The following is an 18,051-nucleotide window of genomic DNA, read 5'->3' as shown; positions in this document are numbered from 1 at the left end:
CGCTAGAGCCTAGAGATAGGCTCCGACGCAATCGAGGGTCACTTGCCGTGGCGCAGAACCTTGGTGCGCAGCACCGACTCGTTGAGGCCCAGCTGGCGGTCGAGCTCGCTCACGGTGGCGGGCTCGGCGGTCAGATCGACCACCGCGTAGATGCCTTCGGCCTGCTTGGCGATCTCGTAGGCGAGCCGACGACGGCCCCAGATATCGACCTTGTCGACCTTGCCGCCATCGGTACGAACCACGCTGAGCATGTTCTCCAAAGACGGACCAACGGTGCGCTCGTCCAGGCTCGGATCGAGGATAACCATCACTTCGTAATGACGCACGGACCAATCACCTCCTGTGGACTAGGAAACGGCCACGGACGGTCCGTGGCAGGAGGGTCGTTGCGTCAGCAACCCGACAAGGCTACATGAACGCCCACTCACCAGCGAAGCTGCCCTGCCTCCCCCGATCGGTGGCAGCGCCGAGAGTCTCGTCGCGGGTTGTCGGTGGGGACCGGAGCCGGTTCTCGGCGTGCCCGACGAGTTGCCCATGTGCGCACGAAAGTCAGTCGATGTGACCCTCCAGCGGGGGGAACATGGGCGTTGTGCAGTCCGGCCGCCTAGGGTGGTGCGCATGCCGACCGGACTCGCCGCCCGCGACAGGATCGCGGGGCGTCGTGAGCGAGCGCAGCGAGCGAACCAAGAGCGCAGTCGCCCTGCGGGGCACAGCGGAGTCGTGACCCGCAGCGCGGCCCTGGCGGCGGTGGTGGTGTTGCTGTGCGGGTTGACGTTGGCGCTGGCCTATCTGAACAAGGCGCGTTGCGCGGGTGCGCCGTTCGGCGAGGATGGCCGCAGTGCGACCTTCGACGTGATCAAGGATTCGGATGTCTGCTATTCCGATATCCAATTTCTGTGGCTGGGTCGCGATATCGACCAGCATGTCTTTCCTTATATCGACGGCGGCATTACCGATGACGGCGCGCTGACCGGCGGTGCGGTCGAATATCCGGTGCTCAGCGGCGTATTGATGTGGCTCGGCGCGGTCGGCGCCGATAACGACGCGGAATTCCTGCTGCACTCGGCATTATTATTGGCGCCGTTCGCCCTGCTGACCGCGTGGCTGCTGGTCCGGCTGGCCGGGCGGGCGGCGCTGTTGTGGGCGGCGGGGCCGCCGCTGGTGCTCTACGCATTCCACAACTGGGAGCTCCCCGTGGTCTGTATGGCGGTCGCCGCGGTGTACGTGGTGACCGCGCTGACTCGATATTCGTTGCGCACCAGGGGAATTCTGGCCGCCGTACTGCTCGGCATCGGGTTCTGTCTCAAGCTGTATCCGGGTATCTTCGTCCTGCCATTGCTGGCCTATGTGCTCACCGGCGGTCAGCGCGATATGGACGGCCCGACGCCGACTCGGCTGGATGTGCGCGGTGCACTGATGACCGCGGGCGCCGCCATCGGCACGGTGATCGTGGTGAATCTGCCTTTCGCATTCGCCGGTTACGAGGGCTGGCGCGCATCGATCACCTTCCAGCAATTGCGGCAGGCCGATATCACCACGAATTCCATTTGGTACTGGGGACTTCGGCAGATGTTCGGCCAGGACGTCGCGAGCGAGACCGCATTTCAGCATGTGGTGTCGATCGCATCGCCGACGCTGGTACTCGCCTCGTTCGCGCTGGCGATGTGGTTGGGCTGGAAGCGATTCACACGGACCGGCGCCTTCCCGTGGATCGGGGTCAGCGGCGCGATGCTGTGCGGGTTCCTGCTGTTCCACAAGGTGCATTCGCCGCAGTACACGCTGTGGCTGGTTCCGTTCCTGGTGCTGCTCGAGGTGCCGTGGCCGGCGATCGGTGCCTACCTGGTCGCCGATGCGGCGATCGGGATCGGGGTGTTCCGGTACTTCTATTCGATCGGATCCGGCACCTCGGTGGATTCGATGGAGAACGTGGTGCAGTTCGGCGTGTGGGGGCGTGCCGTTCTCCTCGTGGTGTTCTTCTTCGTATTCGTGCGGGCCATGCCGCGCGGAACCCGGCTCGCACCGCCGCCGATACCCAGGTTCGAATCCGGCAGCCTCGTCCCCGTCGGCTAGTTCCCGCACCCGTGCTCCCCAGCTGGATCAGCCACCGGCAGCATCAATGTTCGTAATGTGCCACGACCGCGCCCACACCATCGCGTCTCAGCCCCGGCGGCTGAGCGAGACGGTCAGTCGGTGTGTCTGGCGCGGAAGGCGGCGCTTTTGGCGCGGTTGCCGCAGATGGTCATATCGCACCAGCGGCGCGACTTTCCGCGTGAGGTGTCCAGGTACAGGCGGGTGCATTCGATGCGCCCGCATTCTTTGATCAGACCGCGTTCGGGGCCGCCGAGCATTTCGATGGCGGAGCGGGCGATCGCGGCCAGTGCCGCGTCCGGATCGCCGTGGCGGGTGATCGTCGCATCGGAGCGCAGCGTGAGCCGGGGGAGTGCGCCGCGGGCGAGTTCGTTGACGATCTCGCGGTCCGCGTCGGCGACTGGTTCGTCGCGGGCGGCAGACAGGGCGAGTCGATAGCCCGCTTCACGCAGGCGTACGGCGCGGTCGAATATCGCCGTGTCGCAGTGCGGTGCGGTGTCGAGGAGGTCGGCGGCGCGCAGCCAGGTGTCGAGATCCGCTGGTGTGCCGAGGAAGTCGTCGAACGTCGTGGCACGGGCCTTGACCGTGCCTGCGAAGTCCAAGGCGAGGTTACCGCTCACGAAGACGAACACCCTCTCATAGTAACCACCTTGACAGGTTACCCGCAAAGATGCGAAGTTAATAACCGTCTTAGATGGTTATCCGGCCTGTGCTGGCCGATCGAGGAGTGCACGTGAAGACGCAGCTCTTGGACCCGTTATTTCGAGCGACCGGCAAGCCATCGCTAGCAGCGGGCATGCAACCACTGTTCGTCGTGCTGTGGAGCAGCGCCTTCATCGCGGGAGTCGTCGGCGTCGGCGCCGCACCGCCGATGATGGTGTTGTTCGCGCGGTTCGCCATCGCCGCGGTCCTACTCGCGGTGTACACCACCGTGATTCACGCGCGCTGGCCCAGCGGGGGCCAGCTCAAACATGTCGTCGTCGCGGGATTGCTGATGCAGATCGTGCAGTTCGGCGCTTTCTACACCGCGATGAGCCTGCACGTCTCGGCCGCGATCATCGCCCTGGTGCAGGGGCTCAATCCGGTGGTCATCGCATTGCTCGCCGGATTCATCGGCGAAACCGTCACCGTGCGACAGTGGTTCGGCTTCGGTATCGGCGGTGTCGGCGTCGGGCTGGCCGTGCTCGATCAATCGAGTATGTCGCTGGTCGGTCTGCTGCTATGCGTGGTCGGTTTGCTCGGCCTGAGTGTCGGCACGATCTACCAGAAGCGCTTCGTCCCGCAGGTCGATTCGCGCGCGGCGACCGCGATCCATATGGCTGCGAGCGCACCGGTCGCGGGCGTATTGGCTTGGGGCACCGGACAATTGCATATCTGGGATGCGACGCGATTCGCCGAGTCGCTCACCTGGATGGTGCTGGTGAATTCGATGGTCGCATTCCTGCTGTTGAACGCGATGCTGAAGCGTTGGGAGGCAACGCGGGTCGGCCGATTGTTCTTCGCGACCCCGGCGGTCACCGCCATTCTGGCCTGGCTTTTCATCGATCAGCCGTTGCATCCCCTGGCCGCCGCCGGACTCGGCGTCGGACTGGTCGGCATGGTGTTCGCCTCGCGTCGCCCAACGCCCGTGGTCGAGCAACCGCAGCCCGTGCCCGTGCGGTGAATTACTTACGACCGGCATGCCACTGCATGCCCCAGTTGTACGCCTCGTCGATCGCCCGCTGAGCACCGTTGATGTAGTTCACTTCCCGGTGCACGGTGATGCCCGAGCCCTGATTCTGCAGCAGGGCGATCGCGCAGGAACGCGCACCGTTCACCGGGGAGTCCAGCCGGACCTCGATCTGCGGACCGGAAGTCGGAAACAGCGTGACCACACCATCGGCCGCGGCCCAGTTCGGCACGCCCTCGTAGATGAAGGCGAAGATCAGAATGCGCCGGAACAGTTCGGGCCGAGTGAGATCGATGTGCATATTCTCGCCGCTCGCCGAAGCTCCGCTGCGATCGTCGCCATCGAGCTGGATGAACGGCTCGGACTGCAACGAGCCGAAATTATTGCCGATGGCCTGCACCACACCCTTGGCGCCGTTGGACAGTTCGTACAGGCAGCCCAGGTCCAGATCGACGGCCTTGGATCTGCGGAAGAAGCCCTTCGGACCGCTGGACCAGTTCAGGTTGACCCGCATGATGCCCTGCTGGTCACCGGGTTTGGTGAGTGTGATGCTCGGCGTGGCCTTCGACAGGGTCACCTTGGACAGATTCACGCCAGGAGTGTTGTTCGCCATCGCCATTCCCCCCTCGGGAAAGAGAAGCGGCAGCGGCCAGATGGGCCGCCGCTAGCGACTGCTTGCAGGTCGCTCGAAAAGATCCGCCGCTCGAGTTCCTCGGCTACGTGCCGAAATTCAGCCTACCGGGGTGACCTCTCGTTCGCTCTCGACTTCGTCGGCATCCTCGCCCCGATTCCGAATGATGCTGGTAATGAACGCCGCGCCGATGAACGCCACGCCGACGAGGCCGGTGATGATGTCGTTGATGTGCACGCCGATCGAGACGAACAGGATGACCGCCAGCGCACCGATCGCCCAGTGCGCACCGTGCTCCAGGTACACGTACTCCGACAGCGTGCCCTTGCGCACCAGGTACACCGTGATCGAGCGGACGAACATGGCGCCGATCAGGCCGAGGCCGAGCGCGATGATGATCGGGTCGGAGGTAATGGCGAAGGCGCCGATGACACCGTCGAAGGAGAACGACGCGTCCAGTACCTCCAGGTATAGGAACAGGAAGAATGCGGCCTTTCCAGCGGCCTTGACCAGCTGGGACGGACCGCCGTCGGCCCCTTCTTCGAACTCTTCGGTGTGGAACAGCGAACCGAGCCCGTCGACCACGATGTAGGTGATCATGCCGAGCAGACCGGCGACCAGCACCGTGGCGCGTTCCTCGTCGGTGGCGATGAGCTCCGCGGTCAGCACCAATCCGATGCTCGCGACGACCACCGAGAGCATGTCCAGCTTGCCGAGCCGGGCCAGCGGCTTCTCCAGCCAGGACAGCCAGGTGATCTCGCGCTCTTCGAAGATGAAGTTCAGGAACAGCAGCAGCAGGAACATGCCGCCGAATGCGGCGATCTGCGGATGCGCGTCGGTCAGCAGCTTCTCGTAGCTCGGGCTGCCGTCCGCAAATACCAGCGCGTCATCGGCGGGCGGGTTCAGCGCGAGGTCGAAGGCCTTCACCGGGTTCAGGCCCGCGGTGATCCACACGATGGCCAGCGGAAAGACCAGCCGCATACCGAATACGGCGATCACGACACCGATGGTGAGGAAGATCTTCTGCCAGAACTCGTTCATCCGTTCCAGCACAGTGGCATTGATGACGGCGTTGTCGAACGACAGCGATACCTCGAGCACGCCGAGGATCGCGGCCAGCGCCAGCGCGGTCGGCCCGCCGTAGAGGAACGCCACAATGAGCGATATCACCGTGACGCCGATGGACATCCCGAAAATTCGCAGAACCACGCGGAGACCCTTTCCGTGCGGCGGTCGAATGTTTGTCCGAGCGCCCTTAGCTGATGTAACCCGAGGGCCGTGCAACCCGCGGTGGCGATGATGGTTCCAGCGTGAACGCGGAACCGTCGATTGTCCAACGGTGCGCTGTGGCAAATCGTTCCGTGGACGCGGACAGGGGGCCCGTCGCCGGGCCCCCTGCGCTGATCGTTCGAGCGACCTGCTCCTTAGACGTTCACACCGTAGTCGCGGGCGATACCGGCCAGACCCGAGGCGTAGCCCTGACCGACGGCGCGGAACTTCCACTCGGCGCCGTTGCGGTACAGCTCGCCGAAGACCATCGCGGTCTCGGTCGAGGCATCCTCGGACAGGTCGTAGCGGGCCAGCTCGGTGCCGTTGGCCTGGTCGACAACGCGGATGTAGGCGTTACGCACCTGGCCGAACGACTGCTGACGAGTGTCCGCGTCGTAGATCGAGACCGGGAAGAAGATGCTCTCGATCGTCGGCGGGGTGTTGGCCAGGTCGACCTTGATGACCTCGTCGTCGCCTTCACCTTCACCGGTCAGGTTGTCGCCGAGGTGCTCGATGCTGCCCTCGGGCGACTTGAGGTTGTTGAAGAAGATGAAGTGCTTGTCGGACACGACCTTCTTGTCCGCCCCGGTCGCGATCGCACTGGCATCCAGATCGAAGTCGGTGCCGGTGGTCGTACGAATATCCCACCCGAGCCCGACGGAGACAGCGGTAAGGTTCGGCGCCGCCTTGGTCAGCGAGACATTGCCGCCCTTGGACAAACTGACACCCATGCGGGGTTCCCTTTCAATAGACGTCTGAGGTTCCCAGCATGTCCGAATCGCCGGGTACGCCTTACGACAGTAGTAGGTTTCACCGGACTTGCGTAGGAACTGAGGTAACCCCGGCGAAGTGGTACACCGCCTACCATCGGGGCGTGACAGGCCGCAGGCGTGGATGGTTCCGGTCGTCCGGGAACAACGAATGGATTTCGCAAGCCCGGTCGACAGTGGCGGCCGCGTTTCTCGATATGGATCAGCGTCAGAGCGCGGCCGAGGCCGCGGTACACGCCAGCGAGCAGGTGTTCCCGGAGCGGCGGATGAGTACGCAATGGGAACCCGTGCGGAGCCGGTGTTATGACGCGGCGGGCGCGTATCTGACATTGACCGAGGAATTGGACAATGCCGAGCGCGACAGCACGTCGATGCCACAGGGGCAGGCGCGGGTGGACACCCTGGTCCGGCAGTTGACCGACGCGGCCCGCGCCGTCGACGAATTCTATCGCGGCAACCGAACCCAACTCGAGCACGCGGTCGCGGTGCTCGGCACGGTGCCGCAGTTCGCTCATCAGGTGAAGGTCGCGGCGGCGGGTGTTCGCAGGCAGGCCGCCGAATCCGAATACGCCGACTACCCTTCGGTACGTCAGTACGCCGCCGCGGTGGATGAGTCGCTGCTCACACTGGAGGCCCTCGGTAACGAGGTGCCGGCGGCGACCGTCCGTGCGGCCGCCACCCGTCTGGAATCGGCGACGAAAGCGCTGGCAGAAGCGTTGGCGCAGGCCCCATCCCGTGCCGCGGCCGCGGCCAACGCAATTACCTCGGTCAGCACCAGAATGGCCGCGATGCGCACCCGTGGCGAGCGGTTGGCGCCCGCCTACTCGGAGTTGCTCCGGGAGTTCAATGCTGCGAGTTCGGCGGATCTGGCTAACAATGGGCAGGACAGTCAACAGGCCGTAAATGCCGCCGACGCTGCCCTGGTCCGGGCACGTGCGGCGGCGGCCGAGAACAATCCGGAGTTTGCACTTGAGCTGACCACATCCGCACGGGGCTACCTCGCCGAGGCAGAACAGAAGGTAGACGCTGTCACCAAACGGCTGACATTGCTGCGCGAGGTCCGTGAGAATCCGCAAGAGAAGGCCAAGGCCGTACGATTTCGGCTGCGGGACGCGCAAATGCTCGCGGTGAGCCGTGGGCTCGTCGACGAATGGGGATCTGTGCTCGATGCACAGGTCGACCGAATCGATCGAATCACCGAAAACCTGTCGGGGCGTCACCCCGACTACTGGGCCTATGTGGCCGAATTGGATGCCGTCGCGGAGTTCGTAGCCGGGGTAGTGGATCGAATGAGAAAACAAGCAGGACCACGACGAGAATGAGGCCAGAGGTATGCGGCCACCACCACGAGGGATGAGGACAGCGCAACGATGACCGCGGGCATCGCCGTCCAGCAACAGATCTCCCTGCGAAAGCAATTGCCACTGCGCCATTTCCGGCAGCTGCACGGCCCGGAGGCACGGCGCCTTTTCCATCGACAACCCGAACCGTTCGGCGATCACGCCGACCGGGAACTGCTTGCGCTCGCACTCGGCGCCACCCTGTACGCACCGGCGACCCGGCCGGATCTCGCCGTGACGATCAGCCGGCGGGCCGCGCGCGGAGTGTGCTCGATGGTCATCGATCTCGAAGACGCGGTCGCCGATCACGAGGTGGAGTTCGCCAAACAACAGACCGTCGCGACGCTGAATCTGCTTGCGGACAGCCCTGATCCGAACCCGCTGCTGTTCGTTCGGGTTCGGGACGTGGATACCGTCACCGAGATCGTCGAGCAGCTCGGCGCTGGTGCAGCGGTGTTGACCGGATTCGTCTTCCCGAAGTTCGACAGTGCGAGCGGGCCGAAATATCTCGCGGCGCTCGATGCGGCCGGGGAGCGGCTGAGCCGGCCGGTGTACGGCATGCCGGTACTCGAATCGGCGGCGCTGGTGCATCGCCAGACCCGTGATCAGGAGCTGACGCAGATCGCGGCGCTGCTCGCCGAGCACCGGGAGCGGATACTCGCGGTGCGCGTCGGGGCGACCGATATGTGCTCGACCTTCGGCATCCGCCGCGACCGGGATCTGACGATCTACGACGTGCGAGTGGTCGCCGACGTCATCGCCGATATCGTGAATTACCTCGGGCGTTCCGATGGCTCGGGTTTTGTGATCACCGGGCCGGTGTGGGAGTACTTCGCCGACCATGAGCGAATGTTCCGGCCGCTGCTGCGGACCGCGCCGTTCGAGGAATCCGATGCGGTGCCGTTCCGGCGTTATCTGGTCAGCCGGGATCTGGATGGTCTGCTACGTGAGATCACACTGGACCGGGCCAATGGGATCCAGGGCAAAACGGTGATCCATCCGTCGCATGTGGCGGCGGTGCACGCGCTGTCGGTGGTGACGCACGAAGAGTATTCGGACGCGCTGGATATTCTGCAGGTCGACGTCGGTGGGGTGGCGGCGTCGGGATATCGGAACAAAATGAACGAGATGCGGCCGCATCGCAGTTGGGCGCGCCAGACGCTATTGCGGGCCAGGGTTTTCGGTGTCGCGAACAAGGGTGTTTCGTTCGTCGATCTGCTGACGGCATTGGTGATCGAGTGAGCGGGAATGCTTGGGCGACCAGGAATTTGGGTATCGAACTACGGCACGAACGCTCACACGGTGCTGCCGGATCGGTGGATGTGCTGCCCGCCGAACTGCCGATCGCGACGCTGATCCAGCCCGGGCTGCGGCGCAATCCTCGCCGTGCGCATCTGCTGGTGTCCACCGTGCTCGGGAAGCATCTGCCGACCGATCCGCGAGTGGTACTCGGCGCGGGAAATCGGCTCGGTGACCTGGTGCGTGCGGCACTCGGTGAGCGCGAGGCGGTGGTGCTCGGATTCGCCGAGACGGCAACGGGATTGGGGCATTGCGTGGCGGCCAGGATCGGGGCCGGGTGTTATCTGCACTCGACCCGTCGCGAGGTGCCCACCGCTGCGACGCTGACCGGATTCGAGGAGGGGCATTCGCACGCCACCTCACATATGCTGCAGCCCGCGCCCGCAGATATCTTCGTCAACGATCTGCCGCTGGTGCTCGTCGACGATGAAATCTCCACCGGGGATACCGCGATCGATGCGGTGCGGGCACTGCACGGGTTCTCGCCGCGTTCGCATTATGTGCTCGCGTCGCTGGTGGATATGCGGACCGCGGCCGATCGGGCGCGGTTCGAAGCGGCGGCCGAGGAGTTGGGCGCGCGGATCGACACCGTATGCCTGGCATCGGGGCGCACCCTGCTGCCCGATGATCTGGTCGAGACGGTGTCCGCGATGCCGGATCCAGAACTGAATCAGACTGCGGCGCAGCGTGGTTCGTTCGATCAGATCGAATTGCCCTGGCCCGCTGCGGTGCCCGAGGGCGGCAGACACGGGATTCTGCGATCGGATACCGATGCGTTCGAGGCGGCGCTCGCGCAGGCGGCCGGGGCGTTGCGGGTTCGGCTCGCCGAGGATTTCGCCGAACGGCCCGCGATCGTGCTCGGGCACGAAGAGCTGATGTACCTGCCGCTGCGATTGGCGGCCGAACTCGCCGAGGCCGGGATCGCGACACGATTCCAGACGACCACTCGCTCGCCCGCGTATGTACTCGACGAACCCGGCTATCCACTGCGGCGCGGATTCCGGTTCATCGCACCCGAACCCGGTGAGGCGCAACCGCGCTATCTGTACAACGCGCACTGGATCGAGGACGCGTTGTCGGATCTCGCGGCGATGGGCGACAGCGCGACGCTCGGCGACCCGGCATTTGCCGACGGTGCGATGCTGGGCGACCCGGCGCTGGGCGACCCGGCGCTGGGCGACCCGGCGCTGGGCGAGGGTGCGGCGCTGGGCGACGTTGCGATGTTGGGCGAGGAGGCCTTCGAACACGCGGAGCTGTCCATAGCGACGACACCTGTGCGGTCTGTCGCGGTCGACCCGGTTCTGGTCGTGGTCATCGATGCGCCAGCGGATTCCGCTCAACTGCGCTCCGAGAGTGGATTGATCGATGTGCTGACCGCATCCGGCGCCGACGTCCTGTTGGCGGTGCTGCCGGGCGCGGATCCGCGAATGCTGCACGCCGATCGCAGCGACGCGACACCGATCGCCGTCGTCGTGCCCGAACCGAGAGTGCTATGAGGTCGAACGCTGTGCCGGAATCGAATACCTCCCCGCAATCGGCACTACAGCTGCCGGTACCGCTACACGGCCCGGCCTTCGGATCGTATGCGGCTCACGAGGTTTCCTGGCTGTTGAAGGATCTGTCCGAGGTCGACCTGGAAGCCGATGTCGCCGAGCGCGAGCACCGAATCCAGTCCGGTGCGGCGCATTACGCGGAATCACTGCCGATCGAATATCAGCCGGATGCCGCATATCGCTCGCTGTTCGACGAGGTGCTCGCCGACAGTGCCGAGCGGCTTGCGCTCGCCGTCGCTACGGTATCGGAACTCGTTATCGCCGAACGCGGTGACAATATCGTGCTGGTGTCACTGGCCAGGGCCGGGACGCCGATCGGGATTCTGATGCGGCGCTGGCTGCGCGGCGGGCGCGGGGCGGATCTGCCGAGCCTCGATGTGCCACATTACGCGGTGTCGATCGTGCGCGATCGCGGCATTGATGCCGCAGCGTTGGATTACCTTGCGCGTCATCATGATCCGGCGTCGGTGGTATTCGTCGACGGCTGGACCGGCAAGGGCGCGATCACCCGTGAACTCACCGAAGCGCTCGATGCGTATCACGCCGCTGGCGGCGCGCGATTCGACGACGAGCTCGCGGTACTCGCCGATCCGGGACATTGCGTGCGCACCTATGGCACCCGCGACGACTTCCTCATCGCCCCGGCCTGCCTGAATTCGACAGTCTCCGGGCTGATTTCGCGCACCGTGTTGAACGACACGTTGATCGGCCCCGGCGAGTTCCACGGCGCGAAGTTCTACCGCGATTTGGCGGGCGATGACGTATCCGGCCGCCTGCTCGACACCGTGAGCGCGGCCTTCGATACCGTCCGCGCCCGCGTACCCGCCGAACTGGCCGCCGTGCGCGCTGCCGACCGGACCCCGACCTGGACCGGTTGGGCCTCGGTGGACAAGGTCCGCGAGGCGTACGGCGTCGCCAGCGTGAATTTCGTGAAACCCGGTGTCGGCGAAACGACTCGGGTGCTGCTGCGACGACTGCCGTGGCGGGTGTTGGTGCGTGAGCCGGATGCGCCCGAGCACGCACATATCCGGCTGCTCGCCGCGGCTCGCGGTGTTCCGGTCGAGGTCGTACCCGATCTCGCCTACTCGTGCATGGGATTGATCAAGGACGTACAGCAGTAATGCACCTACGAAAACTACGAAGACATGCTCTGATCGCTACCGATCTCGACCGGACGATGATCTACTCGCGCAACGCTTTCCATGCTGCGACCGACGTGCCGACGGTCTGCGTGGAGCATCTCGAGGGCGCGCCCCTGTCGTTCATGACGACCACCGCCGCCCTGCGGATGCAGACCCTGACCGAACCCGCCGCGGTCATCCCCACCACCACTCGGACCATCAAGCAGTTCGAGCGGATCCAACTGCCCGGCGCTCCTTGGCGATACGCGATCGCCAGTAATGGCGGCAATATCCTGGTCGACGGCGTACCGGATATGCGCTGGCGCATCGATATCGACGCGCAGGTGCGGGCCAGCGGCGCGACGCTACCGGAGGTGAATACCGAACTGCGCGCGCGCATCGACGACTCCTGGGTCACCAAATTCCGCATCGCCGACCATCTGTTCACCTACCTCGTGGTGAAGCCGAAGGAGGTGCCGGCGGGCTTCCTCGCCGAATGGGACGCCTGGTGCCGCCCGCGCGGCTGGTCGGCCTCCCAGCAGGGCCGCAAGATCTACACCATGCCCATGGCCGTCTGCAAGAGCCACGCGGTCCGCGAGGTCCGCCGCCGCCTGATCGACAGCGGCGAACTCACCGATGCGGCGATGACTCTCGCCGCGGGCGACGGCGCCCTCGACGCCGAAATGCTGCGCACCGCCGACTCCGCCATCCGCCCCCGCCACGGCGAACTCGAACAACTCAACTGGACCCACCCCAACCTCACCATCACCCGTGCGTCGGGAATTCTGGCGGGCGAGGAGATCATCAACTGGTTCATCAAGGCAGCCCCGGGATCCGCCGAGTAAGGGCTTGCGTTGACACCGGCGGCAACCTTTAGCGTTGCCGTGACGGTTCGAAGGAGATCGAATGCTGATCGGCGAGCTCGCGGAGCGGGTTGGTACGAGCGCCCGTACGCTGCGGTACTACGAGGAACACGGGCTGGTCCGGGCACAGCGCTCGACCAATGGGTACCGGGTATACGACGAATCGGAGTTGCGGGTCGTACACAAGATCCGGACGCTGCTGGATGTGGGTTTCGACCTCGAGGATATTCGGCCGTTCGTCGCATGCCTACGTGCCGGGAACCCGTCGGGTGATGTCTGCCCCGAGTCCGTAGCCACCCTGCAGCGCAAGCTCGACGAGGTCGACGCGGCCATCGATCGGTTGACCGCGGTGCGCGCGCAGCTGCGCGACCGGATCGGACGGGCCACCCGATGAAATTCGGAATCAGCTACAGCACACCGTATTACGGCACCGACCCGGACCGTCTGATGGCCTTCGCGCAGCATGCCGAGGCGTGTGGTTTCGAGTCGATCTACCTGCCCGACCACATCGCGCTGTATCCGGGTGCGCAGGTCGGCGCGCTCGAAATGCCGTCCACGTTGCCATTTCCCGATCCCCTCGACTGTCTGAGCTTTGTCGCCGCCGCGACCCGGCGCATTCTGCTCGGCACGGGGGTGCTGTTGTTGCCGTATCGGCATCCGGTGGTGCTGGCCAAACGTCTGGCGACCATCGATGTGCTGTCCAAGGGCCGGATGCGGCTGCTGACCGTGGGACTCGGGACACTGCCGCGTGAGGCCGCGGCGCTCGGGGTGGACTTCGCCGGTCGCGGTCGTCGTGCGGACGAGGCGATCGATGTGCTGCGGCTGCTGTGGTCCGGCGGTGCGGACGGCGTCAGTTATCACGGCGAGTTCTTTTCCTTCGACAACCTGTGCGTCTATCCGAAACCACATGAGACACAGCAGCTTCCTATCCACATCGGTGGCTCCAGCCGCGCTGCCGCTCGCCGGGTCGGCCGTCGCGGTGACGGCTATTTTCCGGGTGGCATGCTGATGCCCGCCGAACGTGCCGCCCAGTTGGAGCTCGCCCGTGCGACGGCGGTCGAGGCGGGGCGTGATCCGTCCGCACTCGAGTACACCCGCTGGGGATCGATCGTTATGCCGCCGGAGCGGGTGGCTGGGTTCGCCGCCCAAGGTGTGACCCGCATCGTGGTCGGCGCTACGGCGGCCGACCGCGCCGAGCAGTTCGACGAAATGTCGGCCTTCTCCGAACGTTTCGGGCTCGCGGCGGTCGATCGGGCCGAGTCGGATGCGTAGGTCCGGCGGTCAGCGGCGTCGCCAGCATTGGGCGGAATCGGCCAGGTTCCACCAGGCGACATAGCCGGGGTCCTGATCGATCAACTCCCAATCCGCGTCCAGCGCATCGAAGAAGGCGGTGTCGGCGGTGCGGCCGCCGGGTGGTTCGCCGATGTAGATGAGCAGATCGCCACCGACGCGCTGGTAGGCATCGAGCGCGCCGGATGCCATGGGGTTCTCCCACCCCGGTGGCCAGCAGAGGAACAGCACATCGGCGGCATCGGCAATGTCGCGGTAGGCGTTGGCGTCTCGGAGTTCGTGGATCGGATGCCAGATATGCGGTTGCCCGGCCGCCGAGGGAAAGGATGTGTTGTTCGCGCGGTCCGGTGGATGGGTATCGAAAGCCCTGATCCGCACACCGGATTCGGCGAGTTGGCGGGCCCAGTAGCCGCGCCCCGCGCCGATCTCGGCAACCGATCGCCCGCGCGTGATATCGGCGATCCACCTGAGCGTCTCCGGGGCCGCAACGGCATAGGCGTAGGTCGCCTGCACGACGATCTGCGCATACCCGAGCCGTGCACTGCCTTTCGCACGGCCACCATTCACCTCGCGCCGCCCGCCGTGCTCCGGCGGCCCCGTCGACGCCGACGGCGCGACGATATCCCAATACGGATTGGCACTGTTCCCACCGGTCATGAAGTGCAACAACCGCAGATCGAATGCCGCATCCGCCACCGCATCCCCGGTCCCCGCCAACTGCCCGGCCATCGCCAAATAGTCCGCCACCCGCGGATACGCACGCTCGAACGCGGCTTCGTCCCGCACCAGATCCGCCAGCGCCGCGAGTCGTTCTTGCGGCAGTGCGAAGGGTGGCATCTTTCAATTGTCCAGGGCCCGACCGAAATCAGTGATCGAATCACCTGAGCTGGCCGGTGTTTCGGCTCGGGTTCCTGCCCCCTCGGCGCCAGCCGCACTCCGCCGCGACCGATCGGTCATCGGCGGCTGGAACATCTGATCCCGACCACACTCGAGCATCGTGTCTCAGCGGTTGCGAGTGCGATTGAGCCAGTCGAGGGCATCGCGGAGGGTAGGGGAGCGGTCGATGCCCGGAGGCGGAGCGGAGTCGCGACGGTGGGAGGTGGGATCGGTCGCGGGCCGATGTGGCTGGGTTTCGTAGCGACGAGGATCCGGGCGGGGGTAGGCGGGGTCGGTGGGGAAAGGCAGTCTCGGGGACCGGGATTGCGGCTGGGTGGGGTGGGTCTGCGGCAGGAAGCGGTCGAATATGGAGCCGTCACGGTGGTCCGCGGAGGCGTCCCTGTCGGGGGCGAAGGGGATGCCGGTCGATAGGGCGCGCAAACCGAGGGTCAGCATTTCGCCGACCATGCCGATACCGATGGACAGGGTGGTGGGCCGGGCGTCGTGGTGCATGCCTATTGCGGTGCCGAGGGTGCTGATACCGAAGCCCGCGACCATCGAAACGGCCCATACGGCAACGGTCCACCTGGTGTAGCGCTGCCACAGGTGGCCGTCGCGGGTGAAGATTTCGATGGTGGTACCGCGGACCGCGCCGAAGGCCAGGCCGACGCCGCCGCCGATGATCAGCCAGGTGATATCGGTGCCGTTGAGGTCCGCGACCTTGGTGACGCTGTAGATACCGATCGCCAACAGGATGACCGGCGGGCCGAAGGTGTCGCGGGCGTTCATCGGTTCGCCGTAGAACCGCTTCACCACCACCGCGATGACCGCCACGATCGCGATCACCGATCCGATACTCATGATTGCCTCCCAACGCGATGGCTGTTGTTGGGAAAGCTAATGATCGAGCCCGGTGCCGCGAGTCCGCCGAAGGTAGGACTACGAGGAGGATCCGGAGGTCATTCGGTTCAGTAGTCGCGTTGCTGAGCACCCAGTTGCTGGGCGATGACGCCTTGCAGCCGCTGCAGGCCGCCGACGGTCATACCGCTCTGGAGTTGGCCTTCGATGGTGCGCACCACCGCCGAATCGCTGAGGATCTTCTCGCTGGATTGGATGAGAACCGTTCCGGCACCGGTGAAGTCGAACTGGCGCTCCTCACCGGAATTCACGCCGAAGCGGGCGGCACCGGCGGCGAGGAAGTTGGAGACCCAGCGCTGGTCGTAGTGATGGCTGGGGGACGGGCAATCCGCCCACCCGACAAGGGCTTCCGGGTCGACGCGCAGTGGCGGTTCGGCGAACATGACCGGGCCGTTGGAGGAGGCCAGGAACTTGCCGGTGCCGATGAGGGTGAGGAAGCCGGGAACGATCGACTGGTTCAGCGATAGGCCGGGTTCGAAGGCCAGCAGGTTGGCGGCGCGAATGGTGAGGTTGCCGTTGTCCTCGAGGTCATAGGAGTTGATGTCGTAGCCGCGGTCGCCGATGATCAGCTTGCCGTGGCCCTCGGCGATCACATAGTCGCCGGTGAACAGCGGTGCGGAGAACTGCTGGGAGACCATGTGCAGCAGTCCGCCCTGCAGCCCGTGGGTGAGCATCTGGAACCGCATATCGCCGTAGTAGGCGATCATCGCGCCCTTGCGCATGAACCAGGGCTTGGTCAGGTCGATGCAGTAGGCGTAGCTGTTGCCCGGAATGTTGTCGCTTTCACCGAGATTCAGCGGATTCAAAATCTCACTCATGACTGCGCCTCGTTGGCGCTCGGCTCCGTCATGAGTGATGCACGCTGTAACATGACTTGCTCGCTTCGCTCACTCATGGTTCACAACTTCTCTTCCGAGGCCTGCACATAGACGACGCCCTGTCCGACGCAATGCAATTGCATGGCCTCCCCGGAGCCACGGCCGACCGCGTCGCGCCAGCTCAGCGCCGTCTTCAACTCGGTCTGCACATTGCCGTATGCGGCAACGAAGGCCTGCGGGTCGACCACGATCTGCCAGGGGGTCTGGGGGTTTCCCCCAGATGAACCGAGCGGACCGCCTACTGGAAGTTCCATGAATCCGCCGTGTGCGAGCAAGACCGCCGCACCCTGTCCGGACAGTTGCGTGGTGAACATGCCCTGGCCGGTCAGCGCACCACTCGCGGCGCCGCGCAACGCGCCCATCAGCCCGCCGCCACCGCTGCTGCCGCCCGAACTCATCACGGACACAATCGAACTCTGCAGCGCGGCGGTATTGGCCAGCAGTCGCGAGGCCTCGACGCGCAGTACCGCGCCCGGTTGCATCTGCACCACATGCACCTCCAGCCCGGCGAAGCCGTAATGCACCTGGCCATTGCCCGTCGCCAGCATGGTGCGCTCATGCTCACCGGCCATCATCCGCCCCGCCATGCGCATGATGCCGCCACCGCCCATGCCCGGGGCCGCGCCCGGAATCTGGTGCGGTGCAAAGGAAATATCGCCGGTGTAGAACAGCATCGCGCCATTGCGCGCGACCACCCCGCCCGCCATGCCGACATCGACCTTGACGACCTTGCCGTTGACCTTCTCGAACATCGCAGGCCCCCTTACCGTTCCGCGGGCTGGATCAATACGACGCCCTGACCGTCGAAGCGCAATGAGAACGCCTCCCCGGCATCTTGGCCGACGAAGGTGCGCCACGACACATCGGTGACGAACGACTGACTGAGATTGCCGCGGCAGGCGACGAAGGCATCCGGATCCACGATCAACGGATATTGCGGCGAGACCTCCAGGTGGATCAGCGGCCCACCGGCCGAGAGCAGTGCGACCTGGCCCTGTCCGGTCACCGTGGTGGTGAACAGGCCCGCTCCCGACGATGCGCCGCGCAGACCGGCGAAACGCACATCGGTACGCAGGTTTCCGGCGAAGCAGAGCAGCTGCTGCGATTCCACCTGCAGCGTCTCGTTATTCAGATTCACCACGGTGACGTGCTGACCGTTCACCGCGAAGAAGACCCGGCCATTGCCGCCGCATTCCATCAACGACAGTTTCTCACCGGTGGCGCGCCGCTTGAGTCCGGCGAGTACGCCGTCGCCACCGCCGAAACCGGCCGACTTGAACTGCACATTTCCTTCATAGGCCACCATCGAGCCGGAAATCGCGCGGATACTCGTTCCGGCGAGGTGCGCCTCGATCACCTTTTTCGACTGCTCGAACAGTTGCGCCATGGGGAGTTTGCCTGCTGTCTCGTTCGGGAACATGGTGTTGATCGCCCACATTCCAACTGCGTTTCGCCACCCTAACCGATCTTCGGGGACAGATCTGGG

The 18,051-nt window shown here is 65.1% G+C and carries 18 protein-coding genes and 1 pseudogene; 9 read left to right on the top strand and 10 right to left on the bottom strand.

The genetic code is table 11. From position 1 onward, the window contains the following. Positions 1-38: 38 nt before the first annotated feature. Positions 39-326 (bottom strand): 30S ribosomal protein S6, encoded by a 288-nt coding sequence (rpsF, locus tag ACQP1G_RS45360; RefSeq protein WP_433196829.1) that lies wholly within the window; start codon positions 324-326, stop codon positions 39-41. A gap of 292 nt (positions 327-618) precedes the next feature. Here rpsF and ACQP1G_RS45355 point away from each other — a divergent pair, with 292 nt between their 5' ends. Next, the gene (locus ACQP1G_RS45355; RefSeq protein WP_433196827.1) at positions 619-2,070 is read left to right on the top strand and encodes a glycosyltransferase family 87 protein; all 1,452 of its coding nucleotides are present in this window, start codon (positions 619-621) and stop codon (positions 2,068-2,070) included. A gap of 113 nt (positions 2,071-2,183) precedes the next feature. Here ACQP1G_RS45355 and ACQP1G_RS45350 read toward each other — a convergent pair whose 3' ends face one another. Next, a complete protein-coding gene (locus ACQP1G_RS45350) occupies positions 2,184-2,720 on the bottom strand; it encodes a CGNR zinc finger domain-containing protein (RefSeq protein ID WP_433196825.1) in 537 nt (178 codons plus the stop codon). Positions 2,721-2,821: 101 nt separating this feature from the next. Here ACQP1G_RS45350 and ACQP1G_RS45345 point away from each other — a divergent pair, with 101 nt between their 5' ends. Continuing rightward, positions 2,822-3,751, top strand: coding sequence for a DMT family transporter (locus ACQP1G_RS45345; RefSeq protein ID WP_433196823.1), 930 nt, complete (start codon positions 2,822-2,824; stop codon positions 3,749-3,751). A 1-nt stretch (position 3,752) separates the two neighbouring features. Here the strand turns inward: ACQP1G_RS45345 and ACQP1G_RS45340 are convergent, their stop codons facing one another. The 3 genes from ACQP1G_RS45340 to ACQP1G_RS45330 form a co-directional block, all read right to left on the bottom strand. Next, complete coding sequence (locus ACQP1G_RS45340) at positions 3,753-4,370, bottom strand: TerD family protein (RefSeq protein WP_433196821.1); 618 nt, start codon at positions 4,368-4,370, stop codon at positions 3,753-3,755. Positions 4,371-4,487: 117 nt separating this feature from the next. After that, positions 4,488-5,597, bottom strand: a complete 1,110-nt coding sequence (locus ACQP1G_RS45335; protein ID WP_433196819.1) for a DUF475 domain-containing protein — start codon at positions 5,595-5,597, stop codon at positions 4,488-4,490. A 215-nt stretch (positions 5,598-5,812) separates the two neighbouring features. After that, positions 5,813-6,388 carry a TerD family protein gene (locus ACQP1G_RS45330; protein WP_327094937.1) on the bottom strand — a complete coding sequence of 192 codons (576 nt, stop codon included), beginning with the start codon at positions 6,386-6,388 and terminating at the stop codon, positions 5,813-5,815. 143 nt (positions 6,389-6,531) lie between these two features. On the opposite strand from ACQP1G_RS45330, the gene ACQP1G_RS45325 reads away from it, so the two are divergent. The 7 genes and pseudogenes from ACQP1G_RS45325 (at position 6,532) to ACQP1G_RS45295 (ending at position 13,875) form a co-directional block, all read left to right on the top strand. Continuing rightward, positions 6,532-7,749 (top strand): hypothetical protein, encoded by a 1,218-nt coding sequence (locus ACQP1G_RS45325; RefSeq protein ID WP_433196817.1) that lies wholly within the window; start codon positions 6,532-6,534, stop codon positions 7,747-7,749. 48 nt (positions 7,750-7,797) lie between these two features. Further along, positions 7,798-9,009 (top strand): HpcH/HpaI aldolase/citrate lyase family protein, encoded by a 1,212-nt coding sequence (locus tag ACQP1G_RS45320; RefSeq protein WP_433196815.1) that lies wholly within the window; start codon positions 7,798-7,800, stop codon positions 9,007-9,009. Continuing rightward, positions 9,006-10,199 (top strand): annotated as a pseudogene (locus ACQP1G_RS45315) (phosphoribosyltransferase family protein); the annotation flags it as partial. The gene ACQP1G_RS45320 and the pseudogene ACQP1G_RS45315, both read left to right, overlap by 4 nt. A 413-nt stretch (positions 10,200-10,612) precedes the next feature. Then, positions 10,613-11,740 (top strand): cysteine protease StiP family protein, encoded by a 1,128-nt coding sequence (locus tag ACQP1G_RS45310; protein WP_433209418.1) that lies wholly within the window; start codon positions 10,613-10,615, stop codon positions 11,738-11,740. After that, positions 11,740-12,585 carry an HAD family hydrolase gene (locus ACQP1G_RS45305; protein ID WP_433196813.1) on the top strand — a complete coding sequence of 282 codons (846 nt, stop codon included), beginning with the start codon at positions 11,740-11,742 and terminating at the stop codon, positions 12,583-12,585. Before ACQP1G_RS45310 ends, ACQP1G_RS45305 begins: the two co-directional genes overlap by 1 nt. Positions 12,586-12,646: 61 nt before the next feature. Beyond that, positions 12,647-12,997, top strand: a complete 351-nt coding sequence (locus ACQP1G_RS45300) for a MerR family transcriptional regulator (protein ID WP_433196811.1) — start codon at positions 12,647-12,649, stop codon at positions 12,995-12,997. Further along, entirely contained in the window at positions 12,994-13,875 is an 882-nt protein-coding gene (locus ACQP1G_RS45295; protein WP_433196809.1) for an LLM class F420-dependent oxidoreductase, read from the top strand. The genes ACQP1G_RS45300 and ACQP1G_RS45295 overlap by 4 nt, the downstream gene beginning before the upstream one ends. 9 nt (positions 13,876-13,884) lie before the next feature. Here the strand turns inward: ACQP1G_RS45295 and ACQP1G_RS45290 are convergent, their stop codons facing one another. The 5 genes from ACQP1G_RS45290 to ACQP1G_RS45270 all read right to left on the bottom strand — a co-directional run bounded on the left by ACQP1G_RS45290 (position 13,885) and on the right by ACQP1G_RS45270 (position 17,952). Next, positions 13,885-14,730 carry a hypothetical protein gene (locus ACQP1G_RS45290; RefSeq protein WP_433196807.1) on the bottom strand — a complete coding sequence of 282 codons (846 nt, stop codon included), beginning with the start codon at positions 14,728-14,730 and terminating at the stop codon, positions 13,885-13,887. Between the two features lie 165 nt (positions 14,731-14,895). Continuing rightward, positions 14,896-15,630, bottom strand: coding sequence for a hypothetical protein (locus ACQP1G_RS45285; protein ID WP_433196805.1), 735 nt, complete (start codon positions 15,628-15,630; stop codon positions 14,896-14,898). A 107-nt stretch (positions 15,631-15,737) separates the two neighbouring features. Then, on the bottom strand, positions 15,738-16,505 hold the full coding sequence (locus ACQP1G_RS45280; protein WP_433196803.1) for an AIM24 family protein: 768 nt from the start codon (positions 16,503-16,505) through the stop codon (positions 15,738-15,740). 80 nt (positions 16,506-16,585) lie between these two features. After that, positions 16,586-17,317 (bottom strand): AIM24 family protein, encoded by a 732-nt coding sequence (locus tag ACQP1G_RS45275; RefSeq protein ID WP_433196801.1) that lies wholly within the window; start codon positions 17,315-17,317, stop codon positions 16,586-16,588. A gap of 11 nt (positions 17,318-17,328) precedes the next feature. Beyond that, a complete protein-coding gene (locus tag ACQP1G_RS45270) occupies positions 17,329-17,952 on the bottom strand; it encodes an AIM24 family protein (protein WP_433209415.1) in 624 nt (207 codons plus the stop codon). Positions 17,953-18,051: the final 99 nt, after the last annotated feature.

Origin of the sequence: Nocardia sp. CA-107356 (assembly GCF_050946365.1) — a bacterium.
In the GTDB taxonomy this organism is placed as follows: Bacteria; Actinomycetota; Actinomycetes; order Mycobacteriales; family Mycobacteriaceae; genus Nocardia.
Note: the sequence above shows the minus strand (reverse complement) of the source record. Positions and strands in the feature narration are given on the sequence as shown.

What these genes read in the sequence shown, in the direction of transcription:
- ACQP1G_RS45320 (WP_433196815.1), top strand. Translation starts at nt 7,798, where the DNA reads ATGACCGCGGGCATCGCCGTCCAGCAACAGATCTCCCTGCGAAAGCAA.
- ACQP1G_RS45285 (WP_433196805.1), bottom strand. Translation starts at nt 15,630, where the DNA reads ATGAGTATCGGATCGGTGATCGCGATCGTGGCGGTCATCGCGGTGGTG.
- ACQP1G_RS45275 (WP_433196801.1), bottom strand. Translation starts at nt 17,317, where the DNA reads ATGTTCGAGAAGGTCAACGGCAAGGTCGTCAAGGTCGATGTCGGCATG.
- ACQP1G_RS45355 (WP_433196827.1), top strand. Translation starts at nt 619, where the DNA reads ATGCCGACCGGACTCGCCGCCCGCGACAGGATCGCGGGGCGTCGTGAG.
- ACQP1G_RS45330 (WP_327094937.1), bottom strand. Translation starts at nt 6,388, where the DNA reads ATGGGTGTCAGTTTGTCCAAGGGCGGCAATGTCTCGCTGACCAAGGCG.
- ACQP1G_RS45290 (WP_433196807.1), bottom strand. Translation starts at nt 14,730, where the DNA reads ATGCCACCCTTCGCACTGCCGCAAGAACGACTCGCGGCGCTGGCGGAT.
- ACQP1G_RS45270 (WP_433209415.1), bottom strand. Translation starts at nt 17,952, where the DNA reads ATGGCGCAACTGTTCGAGCAGTCGAAAAAGGTGATCGAGGCGCACCTC.
- ACQP1G_RS45305 (WP_433196813.1), top strand. Translation starts at nt 11,740, where the DNA reads ATGCACCTACGAAAACTACGAAGACATGCTCTGATCGCTACCGATCTC.
- ACQP1G_RS45300 (WP_433196811.1), top strand. Translation starts at nt 12,647, where the DNA reads ATGCTGATCGGCGAGCTCGCGGAGCGGGTTGGTACGAGCGCCCGTACG.
- ACQP1G_RS45280 (WP_433196803.1), bottom strand. Translation starts at nt 16,505, where the DNA reads ATGAGTGAGATTTTGAATCCGCTGAATCTCGGTGAAAGCGACAACATT.
- ACQP1G_RS45295 (WP_433196809.1), top strand. Translation starts at nt 12,994, where the DNA reads ATGAAATTCGGAATCAGCTACAGCACACCGTATTACGGCACCGACCCG.
- ACQP1G_RS45340 (WP_433196821.1), bottom strand. Translation starts at nt 4,370, where the DNA reads ATGGCGAACAACACTCCTGGCGTGAATCTGTCCAAGGTGACCCTGTCG.